The following is a 13087-nucleotide window of genomic DNA, read 5'->3' on the forward strand; positions in this document are numbered from 1 at the left end:
GCTTGCAAGACTTTTTTTTATCTAATCATTACTTGGTTCCGAAGTACAGGAAGAGCATACCGAGCAGAACGAGGAGCAGATCTACGAACTTCGCCTTGAGATTCTTCTCATGGAAGATGGCTGCACCGAAGAGGAAGCTGACGATAACCGAACCGCGGCGAATCATACTCACGATACTGATCATGGCGCCAGGCAGACTCAGAGCATAGAAATAAACGAAGTCGGCTGCCGAAAGGAAGATACTGATGAAGATGATACTCCAGTGCCAGTGGAATGGGGTAGAGTTCTTCTTGGTAGGCCACCATATCATCAGCAGCATGGCTCCCATGAGGAAACACTGGTAGATGTTGTACCAGCTCTGCACAATCATTCTGTCTAATCCTACACCACCATTCTCTGGTGGAGCCATCAGATACTTGTCGTAGAGACCGCTTATTGCACCGAGAACGGCAGCCAGCACGATGAAGTAAATCCATTTGTTGTGCTTGAAGTCGATACCCTCTTTCTTGCCGCTGCGCGAAAGCATGGCAAAGGAGATGATGGCAAGGATGACACCAATCCACTGATACAGATTCAGTACCTCGCCATAAACCAGCAGGGCACCTACGAGGGTCATTACCGGTCGGGTGGCGTTGATAGGTCCCACGATGGTGAGCGGCAGGTGTTTCATGCCGAAATAACCGAAGATCCAGCTGCTCAATACGATGAAACTCTTGAGCACGATGTACTTGTGAACTTCCCATCCGCCTTCTGCTACATGAAACATCGTTCCATCCAGCGAATTTCCTGTATAGCTCATCACGATGAACGGCAGGAAGATGAGCGATGAGAAGAGCGTGTTCAGAAAGAGCACGGGAATCACTGCGTTACCTGAAAGTGCCTTCTTCTTGAAGGCATCATAAAATCCCAGCAGCGCTGCTGAGAGAAATGCTAATACTAACCACATTTTTATGAATGTTAAATGTTGAATGTTGAATGTTGAATGAGGCTCGCGCCCTTGTGTTTCTAATCATTTAATCTTTGAAATCATACCCCACCTCTTCCAGGAACAATGCGTTACCCGGCATGCTTTCGCCTGCATCGCTGCGGCTTCCGTTGTGCAGGATATCGAGAAACTGTTCCATCGTAATCTTTTCTCTGCCTACATCGATGAGTGTACCCACTACGGCTCTCACCATGTTTCTCAGGAAACGGTTGGCGGTAATCTCAAAATACCAGGTGGTAGGAGAGGTCTGTATCCATCGGGCGGCTGTTACATGGCAGATGGTAGTCTTGTTGTCGCCACCCGCCTTGCAGAATGCCGCATAGTCTTCGTGATGCAGAAAATGCTGAGCCGCCTCGTTCATCTTTTCGAAATTCAGGGGATAGTTCATCTGCAGTGAATAATGGCGCTCAAACGGATCCTTCTGCGTATGTATATAATAATGGTATGTGCGCGAGATGGCAGAGAAACGGGCATGCATCTCTGGGGCTACCTCCCTTACTTCGTATACGGCGATGTCGCGGGGCAGGATGCGGTTCAGACGGTATACCAGCTGGTCGGGTTCCATCGGAATCCTGTCGGTATCGAAGTGGGCTGCCATGTGTCGTGCATGTACGCCGGTATCGGTCCTTCCTGCTCCCACCACCTCCATTTCCTTTCTCATAAGTATGGAGAGGGCGCGCTGCAACTCCTGCTGCACCGAATTGGCATTGGGCTGAATCTGCCAGCCGTGGTAGTTGGTGCCGTCGTAACCGAAGAATATGAAATATCTCATGATGATCTTTGAACTTTTTTGTTTTATTTGCTATGAACTTTGAGCTTTGATTTGTTCTACGTTCTTTGCTTAATTCGGGTGCAAAGTTACTAAAAAAACGTGAAATATGGTATAATAATACAGATTTTTTTCAAAAATGGTACAATCTTGAAAGAAAAGTTCAATTTTATTTTGCAAATTGACAATAATTGTGTACTTTTGCCAACGTTTTTGATATTATAGATTATGGCACAGAACATATTCAAGGGTTTAGGTGTTGCCCTTATTACTCCTTTCAACACCGATGGCTCGGTTGATTATCAGTCGCTCAAGCGATTGGTAGAGTTTCAAATTGACAATGGTGCAGACTTCCTTTGCATCCTTGCCACAACTGGTGAGGCTCCATGTCTTACACAGGAAGAGAAAGATAAAATCACAGAATTGGTGAAAGACGTGAACAAGGGTCGCATCAAGATATTGAAATATTGTGGCGGTAATAATACTGCTGCTGTCGTTGAAGAAATCAAGAACTCAGACTGGAGTGGCATCGATGGCATCCTCAGTATCTGTCCTTACTACAACAAACCTTCTCAGGAAGGTCTCTATCAGCACTTCAAGGCCATTGCCCAGGTTAGTCCGCTGCCTATCGTGCTCTACAATGTTCCTGGCAGAACCGGTGTCAACATGAAGCCTGAAACAACCTGCCGTATCGCCCGCGACTTCCCTAATGTGGTAGCCGTGAAGGAGGCTAGTGGCAGCCTGGAGCAGGTAGATGAGATTATCAAGAACAAGCCTGATAATTTTGATGTTATCAGCGGCGATGATGCGCTTACCTTCTCAATGATTGCCAGTGGTGCTGCCGGCGTTATCTCTGTTATCGGCAATGCCCTGCCTAAGGCTTTCAGCCGTATGATCCGTCTCGAGTTCCGTGGCGAATATGAGCCAGCCCGTAAGATTCATCATTCTTTTACCGAGCTCTACAGTCTGCTTTTCGTTGACGGTAACCCTGCCGGCGTAAAGGCGCTGCTCAATGACATGGGCTTCATCGAGAACGAGCTCCGTCTGCCTCTGGTTCCTACCCGTATCGCAACCAAGCAGAAGATGAGCGACATTCTGAAGACTTTGAATATCTAAAATAGTGATTAGTTATTAATCATTTAGTACCATGGTAGATGATAGAAGAATCATACACGAGATAACACCGCTGATGGGTAAGGATGTGCTCTATATTGCAGACCGACACAAGAAGGAGTTTACTTATCCTATCCATAACCATTCGGTGTACGAGTTGAACTTTGTTGAGAATGCAAAGGGAGTAAGAAGAATCGTTGGAGATTCGCAGGAGGTGATAGGCGATTATGATCTCTGTCTCATCACATCGCCCGATCTGGAGCATGTATGGGAGCAGAACGAATGCCACAGCGATGACATCCGTGAGATTACCGTCCAGTTTGATTTCTCCATGAGTGATGAAACGCTCTTCGGAAGAAATCCCTACGCCAGCATTACCCGTATGATGCAGGAAGCGAAGAAGGGACTCTCATTCCCGTTGCAGGCAATCATGAAGGTATACGGATTGCTCGATACTTTAAGTTCCGTAAAAGACGGTTTCTATGCCGTACAGCAGTTCCTGACCATTCTCTACGAACTGTCACGCTGCGAAAATGCCCGCACCCTGGCTTCCAGCAGTTATGCCAAGGTAAAGGTAGAAGACGATAGCCGGCGCATCCTGAAGGTGAAGAATTTCATCTCCAAGAACTATATGGATGAACTCCGTCTGCCGGAGCTTGCCTCGCTGGCAGGCATGAGCAGCAGTGCGTTCAGCCGTTTCTTCAAGCTCCATACCGGCAGAAATATCTCTGAGTATATCATCGACCTGCGGCTGGGTTATGCTGCCCGCATGCTGGTAGATACCGCCAAGAGTATCAGCGAGATAGGCTTTGATTGCGGATTCAACAATCTCAGCAACTTCAACCGCATCTTCAAGAAAAAGAAAGGATGCTCGCCAAGCGAGTTCCGTGAAAGCTATCATAAGACAAGAATCATTGTATAATACAGCCTACGTAATCGTTTAAGTGAAATTATCAAAAATATTTCGCTTAAACGATTCTTTTTTCCGATATTTGTTGTATCTTTGCGCTACAATTTGAAATGTATAAATAAACATTTAAAAACTACGATAACGAATTATGAAGCAATTTATGGATGAAAACTTCCTGCTCGACACGAAGACTGCACAGGATCTTTTCCACAATCATGCGGCTAAAATGCCAATTATCGATTATCACTGCCACCTCATCCCTGAGATGGTAGCCAATGATCACAAGTTTAAGAGTATTACAGAACTTTGGCTCGGCGGCGACCACTACAAGTGGCGTGCTATGCGTACCAACGGTGTAGATGAGCGCTTCTGCACAGGTACTGATACTAGCGACTGGGAGAAGTTCGAGAAGTGGGCTGAAACAGTGCCTTATACTTTCCGTAACCCTCTCTATCACTGGACTCATCTGGAGCTCAAGACTGCTTTCGGTATCGATAAGCAGCTCAGCCCTAAGACAGCCCGTGAAATCTACGATGAGTGTAACGAGAAGTTGCAGTTGCCTGAATTCAGCGCTCGTGGCTTGATGCGTCATTATAACGTAGAGTGCGTTTGTACTACAGACGACCCAATCGATGACCTGCGTTACCACAAGCAGACACGTGAGAGCGGATTCGAAATCAAGATGATTCCTGCTTGGCGTCCTGACAAGGCTATGAACATCGAGAAGCCAGATTTCGCTGACTATATGAACAAGCTCGGTGAGGTAGCAGGTGTTAACCTCGTTACATTCCAGGATATGGTTGATGCTTTGCAGAAGCGTCACGACTTCTTTACTGAGAACGGCTGTAAGTTGAGCGACCACGGTATCGAGGAGTTCTACGATGAGCCATACACAGATTCTCAGATTGAGACTATCTTTGCTAAGGCTATGCGTGGCCAGCAGCTTTCTGCTCTCGAAATCCGTCAGTACAAGCATGCATTCCTCAAGGTTTGCGCTGAGATGGATCACGCTGCCGACTGGACACAGCAGTACCACTATGGTGCTATCCGCGACAACAATACACTGATGTACAACAAGCTCGGTGCTGATACCGGTTTCGATTCTATCGGTGAGTTCACTACAGCCAAGGCTATGAGCAGCTTCCTTAATGAGCTCAACATGGAGGGTAAGCTCACACGTACTATCCTCTATACTTTGAACCCATGCGCCAACGAGGTTATCGCTACCATGCTCGGTAACTTCCAGGATGGTTCTTGCCCAGGTAAGATCCAGTTTGGTTCTGGCTGGTGGTTCAACGATCAGCTCGATGGTATGACCCGCCAGATGAACGCACTCTCTGTATTGGGTCTCCTGAGCCGTTTCGTAGGTATGTTGACCGACTCACGTTCATTCCTCAGCTACCCACGTCACGAGTACTTCCGTCGTTTGCTCTGCAACCTCCTCGGCAATGATGTAGAGAAGGGCTTGCTTCCTAACGACATGGAGAGCCTCTCTCGTATGGTAGAGGATATCTCTTACAACAATGCTCGCAACTACTTCAAGTTCTATTAATCCATAGAACTGTAGCAATTTATACTAAGACAAATCCCTTCACGGCATCCTGGTGGTGTTGTGGAGGGATTTGATGTTTTATCGTGAAACCAATACTTTAAGCTTATGGGGGTAATAGACAGAATACTAGGTTTTTACGAAGATATCAGGGAGTTCAATTCTTCTAATATCAAAGACTTCCGGGGCAGACTCAAGTCTTGGATCAAGATGGGTATGCTTGCCGGTCGCATCTTCTATCTCAAGGATATGTGGGCCAGGGATGTGGCTGCCTTGACTTTTGCCTCCTTCATGGCTCTGATACCTTTCATGGCTATGATGTTTGTCATAGCCCGTGGTTTCGGCTATGTCTCTCTGCTCGAATCCTGGCTCTCTACCACCTTCGAGGCACAGCCCGTTGTAGCGCAGACCATCGTTAACTTTGTACACAATTATATCGAGAATACGCAGAGCAACTATATCATCGGTACGGGTATCGTGATGTTTCTCTATACCATCGTTTCGCTGATGCAGAAGATAGAGCTTACCTTCGATGACATCTGGCATACGGGCGAGCGTTCGTGGAAGCAGATTGTTACCGAATATCCTACCATTCTGTTTGGTCTGGGACTGCTGATACTCTTTGCTTCCAGCATCAATGTATGGACGGTGAATATGGTGGATAATGTAGACAGGATAGCGGATATCGGTGATACCATTCCTTCGTTCATCCTTCATCTGGCGGCTTTTGTTCCGATGTTCCTGTTCTTCGTGTTCTGCTATTATGTCATCCCGAATACCTATATCCGGGTTCGCAGTACTCTGGTTCCATCGTTCCTGGCGGGTGTCTGCATGACGGCACTTCAGTATGGATATATCTATCTGCAGGTTTTTCTGTCCAGCTACAATGTCATCTATGGTTCGCTGGCAGCCATTCCGCTTTTCCTGTTATGGCTTCAGATTTCGTGGGCTATCGTAGTGTTTGGCGCCTTGCTTTGCCATACCAACCAGAACATCCATTATTATGATGGTGATTTGCAGTACGATCACCTGAAACTGGTGCAGCGCATCAAGGTCTGTGGGGTAGTGATGCATCTGGTATGTCGTCGGTTCAATCAGGGCGAACAGGCGTATACTCCGAAAGAAATTCATGATTTAACGAAGATACATCAACAGATTGTCAACCAGTCGGTTAAGGAACTGTTACGTGCCCGTTTGCTGGTAGAAATCCGGAATGGTAAGAAAAGCAGTTTTGAGGAATCGGTAGTTCTTCATCCGATAGAGAAGATAGAGCATCTTACCTATGGTGTGATGATAGAGCGCCTCTTCAGTTATGGCGAGGATATCTCAAGCCTGGCCGCCTTGGAGTCGGATATGGCGATGTGGAAGGATATCGATATCGTGAATGCAGAGTTCATAGAAAAGGGAAAGCAAATCGCTTTCTGATAATAAACGGTGTTTTTTAGGCACGTGTAATCCGTGCCTAAAAAACTATTAATTTATAGTATCTTATTTCTGGTCATATCCGTCAGAAATCTTTTTTCCCAGTGCTAGCGCCAGTTCAACCTTGGCACCATATCCCTCCAGCTGGTCGGCAAACTTGGCTACCGAATTGCCGGATGCGATGATGTCATCAAAGAGAATAATCTTTTTGCCCTGGAAGAAAGCCTCGTCGATATGGAGTTCATCTACAGGATCGCCATCTTCATCTACATCATGCGTGTAGCTGAAGGCAGGGTAGGCGTTGGTCATGCCCGTAGCCTTGCATATCTCCTCGCTGAACTCCTTGAAACGGCGCTTGGTATGCGCCTCAAGAGCTGCCGGAATGCAGACCAGGGTAAACTGTGCTGCCTCTTCGCCCAAAAGACTCTTCAGCTTGTCTGATACCATTTCGATAGCCTTCTTCAGGGCTTCCTGATGGTCCATCTCCGTAGTGAGCTCAGAGTTACCTTTAAAGTTGACGATAAGGTCGCGTTTTTCCCATTCCTCTGCTGTGAGCTCAAAAGTACCGAAGGCGCTGAATGCAGCGTAGTCGACAAGCCATTTGTAGTGCAGTCCGTTTTTCAGAACTGGCCATGAGTTGATTTCATTTTCGTAATTAGCCATAGACTAGAAATTTTTGATTATTAATAATGCATAGTTTCTGCAAAAATAGGAAATCTTTTCGAATTAAGGTGCCGGTTTTATAAAAAAGATTTGTTTTTTAAGTAATATTTCACGTAGCTGCCCTTTTTTTACTTATTTTTTAGTACCTTTGCACCGCATTTTAAGAAATACGTATATTTTTATGACGAGAAAAACAAAACTTCATGAAATCCGCGACTACGTTATCATTGCCCTGGCGATGATAGAAGGTAGTATCGGTTTGAACATCTTCCTGCTTCCCAATCATATCACGATGGGTGGTGTAGGAGGTATCGCTTCTATCCTTTACTGGGGATTTGGCATCCCGGCATCTGTATCTTATCTGGCGCTCAATGTGTTCCTGCTTCTCATCGCATTCCGCATTCTGGGCTATAAGTTCTGTCTGAAGACCATCTATGGTGTTGGTATCTTTGCCTTAACTACCCGTCTGATAGAGACGCATACGGTAGGCATGACGCCGCTGCTTCACGACCAGCCGTTCATGGCAACGGTCATCGGTGCGTTCTTCATGGGCAGCAGTGCCGGTCTGGGTCTTTCCTGCAATGGTTCTACGGGTGGTTCTGATACCGTAGCGGCGATGATCAACAAGTATTGGAACATTTCCCTGGGTCATGCCATCATGATTTGCGACCTGTGTATCATCACCAGTTCTTATCTGGTATTGCGTGATTGGGAGATGGTGATTTACGGTTATGTCTGCCTCTTTGTGCAGTCGCTCTGTGTAGATCATGTGGTGAATGCGTTGCGCCGTTCGGTTCAGTTCTTCATCATCAGCGACAAATATCTGGAGCTCAGTGCAGCCATCAATACCGCTGCCGACCGAGGTTGTACGGTGATGGATGGTCATGGCTGTTACAGTGGCAAGGATGTCCACATGCTGTTTGTATTGGCGCGTCAGCGTGAGTCTCAGAAGATATTCCGTCTCATCGACGAGATAGATCCTACCGCCTTTGTCAGCCAGAGTGCCGTCATCGGTGTTTATGGCGAAGGTTTCGACCGTTTCAAGGTAGGCAAGAAGATAGGTTTGCCGAAGAAGAAATAGATAAACAGAAAAAGGGTGTGTCATAACTGCATGACACACCCTTTTTTAGTAATTTTCTATGGATAACACTTATTATTCTTCTGTCGTTGCGCATATTTGAGAGATTATCTGAAAATAAAGACATTTTATTCCGCATTATTTTGCAGATACCAACTTTTTTCGTAACTTTGCCAAAAATTCAATAAAAAGCAACAATATGAAATATCCTATAGGTATACAAAACTTTAGTGAAATTATAGATGGCGGTTATGTTTATCTCGACAAGACCAAGCTCCTCTATGATTTAGTGCATAATGGGAAAATATATTTTCTGAGTCGTCCAAGACGATTCGGAAAGTCGTTGTTGATTTCTACCCTGGAATGCTACTTCCAAGGAAAAAAAGAATTGTTTAAAGGACTTGCCATCGAACAGTTAGAAAAAGAATGGAAGCAATATCCTGTTTTTCATATAGATTTCAACGGCAAGAACTTCACACAGGCAGGCGAATTGGAAAAAACCTTGCAGACTTTTGTTGAAACCCAAGAACTGAATTATGGCAGAAACCCATTGGCCAACACCTTGGGAGACAGATTTATGGCTGTTTTGAAAGCTGCTCACGAAAAGACAGGACTTGGCGCCGTTGTCCTGATTGATGAATATGACAAACCTTTATTGGATGTTTTAGACACAGGGTTAAAGACCTTCGATTCTGAAGGCAACGAACGTTTGCTGGAAGACCGACATCGCGAGATTATGAAAGGTTTCTACAGTGTCTTCAAGGCTGCTGACAGAGATTTGAAATTCGTGCTGTTGACAGGTGTTACCAAGTTCTCGCAAGTAAGCGTATTCAGTGGTTTCAACCAACCAGATGACATCAGCATGGACGACCGCTACGAGGCTCTTTGCGGCATCACGGAAGAGGAACTGTATTCTGTCTTTGATGAGCAAATCAAGGCAATGGCTGCAAGATATAAAGTGTCTGAGGATGAGATGAAATATCGGCTCAAGCGCAAATATGACGGTTACCATTTCAGCCCAAGCATGCTCGACATCTACAATCCTTTCAGTATCTTGAACTCACTGAGCAAGAAAATCCTGAGTGATTTCTGGTTCCGTACAGGTTCACCTACTTATCTGGTCCGCTTATTAGCTCACTTCGACGAAAACCTCAATGAACTGACAGGGAAATTTTATCCTACCAGCAGTTTTATAGATTACAAGGCGGATACAGAGGCTCCATTGCCAATGATTTACCAGAGTGGTTATCTCACCATTAAGGATTGGAACATGGATACCGATTCTTATCTCTTGGATTTTCCAAACGATGAAGTAAAAGCTGGTTTCGTAACCATGGTGGCTGCCAACTATCTGAAGCCCAAGGAATCGCCTGACGCTTGGGTCGTAGAAGTCGTTAATACGATGAAGATGGGAGATTGTGACAAATTGGAGAAACTACTCACTTCCTTCTTCGCCAGTATACCCTATAGCCAACGTCGTAAAGATGACGAGCGGGAAAAAGAGCGATACTTTCAATATACCTTCTATCTGGTGATTCGCATGATAAGCAGTTTTACCGTTCTAATAGAAAAGGAGCAAAGTGAAGGACGGGTTGATTGCATTATTGAGACCCCAATGTTTGTGTATATCTTCGAATTTAAGCGTGATGGGTCAGCGACTGAAGCCTTGAAACAAATCGAGGAAAAAGGATATGCCCGTGAGTATGCTACAGACAACAGAACGATTTACCTGATAGGCTGCAACTTCTCGTCTAAGACGGGGACGATTGACGACTGGAAGTCTAAGGGCAAAAACTTGCGAAAGCTCAGTGATTTTTCAGATAAATAGTCCATATAACGCCGATGAAACAGAAAAAGCCCCACAGGAATTACCTGTGGGGCTTGAATTAACTTAAAAAAATAAATATGATGAACTCCTTTCCGAAATTCGGCTAGATGTGGAAATCTACCAACTTCAGCCATCGCTTGACATCAAACGACGGACAGTCTTTGTGAACGTTCGGCAAATCGCGGTGGCCCAGTATCTCTGCATCTGGATAGGAGAGGCAGAGGCTCTCCAGAAGCGAATACAGAGCCTGATTCTGGGCTGGAGTACGCGTATCGGCAGGCTTGCCGTTCTTGTCGAGACCTCCCTCATAACAGATGCCGATGCTGTGGGCATTGTAATGACGGGCATGGGCTCCTACCTCAGACTCCGGACGACCCGGATATACCACACCATCCTTCGTGATGTAATAATGATAGCCGATACTCTTGAAACCGCGGGCAAGATGGCAGGCCTCCAACTGCTCGAATGTGAAATCCTGAGTCACTCTCGTGGCAGAACAGTGGATCACGATGAGTGAAATGCTACGATGTTTCTGTGTCATGGCAACCTCCCTTCTTTTAGCAGTTCTGTACACAGAATGAGCTGGCTACAGCTGTTAATACCGTGATGAGGAAGTTGATGATGTTTTTCCAATTTACTTTTTTCATTTTGCTTTGTTTTTTAATGATTAATACTAAGTGGATAATGATAGTCACATGCTTGTTTTAGTGGTTGAAATTTAGTTTCAGTAAGCGTTTCTGGAAGAAGAAGGGCGGGGGAGGAACTGCCAGCCCGGATACCCGTAAAAGGCAGGTTCTTGGGTCATTATGATTTGCTGTTTATCCGTAATCGTCAGGATGAAAACCAGCCGCTTTGTGCCTTCGGAATATCCCTGTCGCCGGTCAGTTCACTCCTTCCTTCTTCTGTCGTTTCGCATATTTGAGAGACGGATCACTACTCCAGGCCGTCTCCGATGTCGCCTGTTCCGTCGGTGCTGCCGCCTTGTGATGTGCCGCCGCCTTGTGATGTACCGCCGCCCCCAGTGGTTCCGCCGCCCTGTGTGTTATCGCCAGTGGTGGTATCGCCTGCAGCGCTCTCGCTAGAGTTGAGGAGATCCATGGCGTTCTTGGCGTTGGCATCGAGAGAGAGCTGGGTGTTGCTGAGCTTGCCGGTAGCACGTGCTCTGAGGCGGTAGCCTTCTACAAACTTGGCGAGGCTCCACTCCTTGATGCTGGCGGCTCCCATCTTGTTGATGATGCCGATGGAGAAGATGGCAAGGTTGTCTATCTTCACTGCCTTGTTCTGGAGCACGAGCTCCTTCACACAGCTCACCATATCGGTGAGAAGGCCCTTGATGGCACCCTTCGAGAACGGGGTGTTGTGGCTCGCCATGTGTTCGGCGAGTTCATCGATACCGATGGTTTCTGTCACTACTGGTCGCGCATAATACTTGCCATACGCTTCCTTGATTGTCTTGTTCTTGTTCTTCGCTAATTTGATGAGAATCATACTTTTAAAAATTTAGTTTTAGTAAAAGCAGTCAGTGTCTCCGCCGAGACCGTTGCTGCATCAACCTCTCTGATTGACGATACAAAGATACAACATTCCCGAACCCCCAACTATGCGATTTGTGCGATTTGCAGGGATTCGGGAAAAAAAGGTTGAAAAAAGTGGTATTTTTTATGTTAAAATCGAAAAAAGTCTTGGTTGTATCAGGTATTTAGCGTATTTTTGCCGTAATTAGACGATTCGCATTATGGAAACAAGAAATAATATTAATCCGCGTCCTTTCCAGCCGGTTAGTCCTGGTTGTATTTTGAAGGAGGAATTGGAAGCTCGCAGCCTTCCAATTTCTGACTTTGCTCATAAAATAGGGCTTGAAGAGTTTGAATTAGATAAACTTTTGAATGGAACGTTATGTTTAAGTCCTGAGATAGCTTCTTCTTTAGAACGTTTTTTGGGCATTCCTGCTTCTTTTTGGCTTTCTTTGCAATCTGCTTATGAAGAAGATTTAGATAAGAGCGATAATAAAGGCATGGTTCGAACTTTTCTTGATAAGTTTACAAGAAATCGTGTAGCATTTTAAATCAAAGAATTCCTATAATAAACTCACCCTGGAAGGGATATGCATAATGTGTTGTATGCATTCCCTTTCAGGGTGATGAGTTTTTATAGCACAAGACAAATACTTTATTGAAAGGCGGATTAGGAGAGATTCCGCTTCAATAAACAATATAGTCCTTGGATACTTTTACATTTTACTAATATCATCATCAAGTTGTTTCCTCCAGATTAAAGTTCCGATACCTGAAAAGATGAACGTGAAAATTAAAGCAGCTTGGGCATAACCCACAGGTAAGTAATCTCCTTCAAAAAAAAGATAATCAGTTTTTGAAGAATAGTATAATTTAGGAAAATACCCTGACTTTATCTTGTCCAAAATTCGATCTCCCGTATGTAATGCATATTGTTTTGATTTATAAGTTATAAGAATTGTATTTGAACTCTTATAGTTACTTTTTTCCTCAAATCCATTATATGTATAACCAGTAATAGGCTCCTGTGTTTTTTCTATATAGTTGCCGTATAAATGGCATAGATACAAAACAAGAGTTAAAACTAATCCTGCGCAAAAAATTGTCTTAAATAATGTTTTAATCTTCATATTCTTATGATTTTATAATAGTGTTATAATGGATTGTGTAATTACGGACTTTGCATCATCAAAGGACATATCTCGTTGATCTACTAAAGTAAGTATTATCCTCTATTGATTCGTTCTACCAATTCG

General features: G+C 44.9%; 14 protein-coding genes. 7 read left to right on the forward strand and 7 right to left on the reverse strand.

The window, feature by feature from the left end:
• Positions 1 to 28 precede the first annotated feature (28 nt).
• Both ONT19_RS03540 and truA read right to left on the reverse strand, forming a co-directional pair.
• Positions 29 to 946 carry a DMT family transporter gene (locus ONT19_RS03540; protein ID WP_117586885.1) on the reverse strand — a complete coding sequence of 306 codons (918 nt, stop codon included), beginning with the start codon at positions 944 to 946 and terminating at the stop codon, positions 29 to 31.
• 67 nt (positions 947 to 1013) lie between these two features.
• The gene (gene truA, locus ONT19_RS03545; RefSeq protein WP_264952286.1) at positions 1014 to 1757 is read right to left on the reverse strand and encodes a tRNA pseudouridine(38-40) synthase TruA; all 744 of its coding nucleotides are present in this window, start codon (positions 1755 to 1757) and stop codon (positions 1014 to 1016) included.
• A 225-nt stretch (positions 1758 to 1982) separates the two neighbouring features.
• Between truA and dapA the strand changes: the two genes are divergently transcribed.
• The 4 genes from dapA (at position 1983) to ONT19_RS03565 (ending at position 6751) form a co-directional block, all read left to right on the forward strand.
• Positions 1983 to 2870: a 4-hydroxy-tetrahydrodipicolinate synthase gene (gene dapA, locus ONT19_RS03550; protein ID WP_153081476.1), complete on the forward strand. Its 888-nt coding sequence runs from the start codon at positions 1983 to 1985 to the stop codon at positions 2868 to 2870.
• Positions 2871 to 2901: 31 nt separating this feature from the next.
• Positions 2902 to 3789 carry an AraC family transcriptional regulator gene (locus tag ONT19_RS03555; protein ID WP_264952285.1) on the forward strand — a complete coding sequence of 296 codons (888 nt, stop codon included), beginning with the start codon at positions 2902 to 2904 and terminating at the stop codon, positions 3787 to 3789.
• Positions 3790 to 3925: 136 nt separating this feature from the next.
• A complete protein-coding gene (gene uxaC / locus ONT19_RS03560) occupies positions 3926 to 5329 on the forward strand; it encodes a glucuronate isomerase (protein WP_117586887.1) in 1404 nt (467 codons plus the stop codon).
• A 105-nt stretch (positions 5330 to 5434) separates the two neighbouring features.
• On the forward strand, positions 5435 to 6751 hold the full coding sequence (locus ONT19_RS03565; RefSeq protein WP_264952284.1) for a YihY/virulence factor BrkB family protein: 1317 nt from the start codon (positions 5435 to 5437) through the stop codon (positions 6749 to 6751).
• A gap of 63 nt (positions 6752 to 6814) precedes the next feature.
• On the opposite strand, the gene ONT19_RS03570 is transcribed toward ONT19_RS03565, so the two are convergent.
• On the reverse strand, positions 6815 to 7411 hold the full coding sequence (locus tag ONT19_RS03570) for a phosphoribosyltransferase (RefSeq protein WP_006846750.1): 597 nt from the start codon (positions 7409 to 7411) through the stop codon (positions 6815 to 6817).
• 181 nt (positions 7412 to 7592) lie between these two features.
• Between ONT19_RS03570 and ONT19_RS03575 the strand changes: the two genes are divergently transcribed.
• Together ONT19_RS03575 and ONT19_RS03580 are read left to right on the forward strand one after the other, a co-directional pair.
• The gene (locus ONT19_RS03575) at positions 7593 to 8492 is read left to right on the forward strand and encodes a YitT family protein (protein ID WP_006846749.1); all 900 of its coding nucleotides are present in this window, start codon (positions 7593 to 7595) and stop codon (positions 8490 to 8492) included.
• A 196-nt stretch (positions 8493 to 8688) separates the two neighbouring features.
• The gene (locus ONT19_RS03580) at positions 8689 to 10317 is read left to right on the forward strand and encodes an ATP-binding protein (protein ID WP_264952283.1); all 1629 of its coding nucleotides are present in this window, start codon (positions 8689 to 8691) and stop codon (positions 10315 to 10317) included.
• A 103-nt stretch (positions 10318 to 10420) separates the two neighbouring features.
• Here the strand turns inward: ONT19_RS03580 and ONT19_RS03585 are convergent, their stop codons facing one another.
• The 3 genes from ONT19_RS03585 to ONT19_RS03595 form a co-directional block, all read right to left on the reverse strand.
• Positions 10421 to 10858 carry an N-acetylmuramoyl-L-alanine amidase gene (locus ONT19_RS03585; protein WP_006846748.1) on the reverse strand — a complete coding sequence of 146 codons (438 nt, stop codon included), beginning with the start codon at positions 10856 to 10858 and terminating at the stop codon, positions 10421 to 10423.
• A 16-nt stretch (positions 10859 to 10874) separates the two neighbouring features.
• Positions 10875 to 10964 (reverse strand): smalltalk protein, encoded by a 90-nt coding sequence (locus ONT19_RS03590; protein WP_153081463.1) that lies wholly within the window; start codon positions 10962 to 10964, stop codon positions 10875 to 10877.
• Between the two features lie 286 nt (positions 10965 to 11250).
• On the reverse strand, positions 11251 to 11805 hold the full coding sequence (locus tag ONT19_RS03595) for a DNA-binding protein (RefSeq protein WP_264952282.1): 555 nt from the start codon (positions 11803 to 11805) through the stop codon (positions 11251 to 11253).
• Between the two features lie 247 nt (positions 11806 to 12052).
• On the opposite strand from ONT19_RS03595, the gene ONT19_RS03600 reads away from it, so the two are divergent.
• Positions 12053 to 12382 (forward strand): helix-turn-helix transcriptional regulator, encoded by a 330-nt coding sequence (locus ONT19_RS03600; protein ID WP_153081462.1) that lies wholly within the window; start codon positions 12053 to 12055, stop codon positions 12380 to 12382.
• Positions 12383 to 12547: 165 nt separating this feature from the next.
• On the opposite strand, the gene ONT19_RS03605 is transcribed toward ONT19_RS03600, so the two are convergent.
• Complete coding sequence (locus ONT19_RS03605; RefSeq protein WP_264952281.1) at positions 12548 to 12961, reverse strand: hypothetical protein; 414 nt, start codon at positions 12959 to 12961, stop codon at positions 12548 to 12550.
• Between the last annotated feature and the right edge of the window lie 126 nt (positions 12962 to 13087).

It is taken from the genome of Segatella copri (assembly GCF_026015625.1).
In the GTDB taxonomy this organism is placed as follows: domain Bacteria; phylum Bacteroidota; class Bacteroidia; order Bacteroidales; family Bacteroidaceae; genus Prevotella; species Prevotella copri_H.

Coding starts and splice junctions, on each gene's coding strand:
- ONT19_RS03585 (WP_006846748.1), bottom strand. CDS start 10,858: ATGACACAGAAACATCGTAGCATTTCACTCATCGTGATCCACTGTTCT.
- ONT19_RS03605 (WP_264952281.1), bottom strand. CDS start 12,961: ATGAAGATTAAAACATTATTTAAGACAATTTTTTGCGCAGGATTAGTT.
- ONT19_RS03595 (WP_264952282.1), bottom strand. CDS start 11,805: ATGATTCTCATCAAATTAGCGAAGAACAAGAACAAGACAATCAAGGAA.
- uxaC (WP_117586887.1), top strand. CDS start 3,926: ATGAAGCAATTTATGGATGAAAACTTCCTGCTCGACACGAAGACTGCA.
- ONT19_RS03570 (WP_006846750.1), bottom strand. CDS start 7,411: ATGGCTAATTACGAAAATGAAATCAACTCATGGCCAGTTCTGAAAAAC.
- ONT19_RS03600 (WP_153081462.1), top strand. CDS start 12,053: ATGGAAACAAGAAATAATATTAATCCGCGTCCTTTCCAGCCGGTTAGT.
- dapA (WP_153081476.1), top strand. CDS start 1,983: ATGGCACAGAACATATTCAAGGGTTTAGGTGTTGCCCTTATTACTCCT.
- truA (WP_264952286.1), bottom strand. CDS start 1,757: ATGAGATATTTCATATTCTTCGGTTACGACGGCACCAACTACCACGGC.
- ONT19_RS03565 (WP_264952284.1), top strand. CDS start 5,435: ATGGGGGTAATAGACAGAATACTAGGTTTTTACGAAGATATCAGGGAG.
- ONT19_RS03555 (WP_264952285.1), top strand. CDS start 2,902: ATGGTAGATGATAGAAGAATCATACACGAGATAACACCGCTGATGGGT.
- ONT19_RS03590 (WP_153081463.1), bottom strand. CDS start 10,964: ATGAAAAAAGTAAATTGGAAAAACATCATCAACTTCCTCATCACGGTA.
- ONT19_RS03575 (WP_006846749.1), top strand. CDS start 7,593: ATGACGAGAAAAACAAAACTTCATGAAATCCGCGACTACGTTATCATT.
- ONT19_RS03580 (WP_264952283.1), top strand. CDS start 8,689: ATGAAATATCCTATAGGTATACAAAACTTTAGTGAAATTATAGATGGC.
- ONT19_RS03540 (WP_117586885.1), bottom strand. CDS start 946: ATGTGGTTAGTATTAGCATTTCTCTCAGCAGCGCTGCTGGGATTTTAT.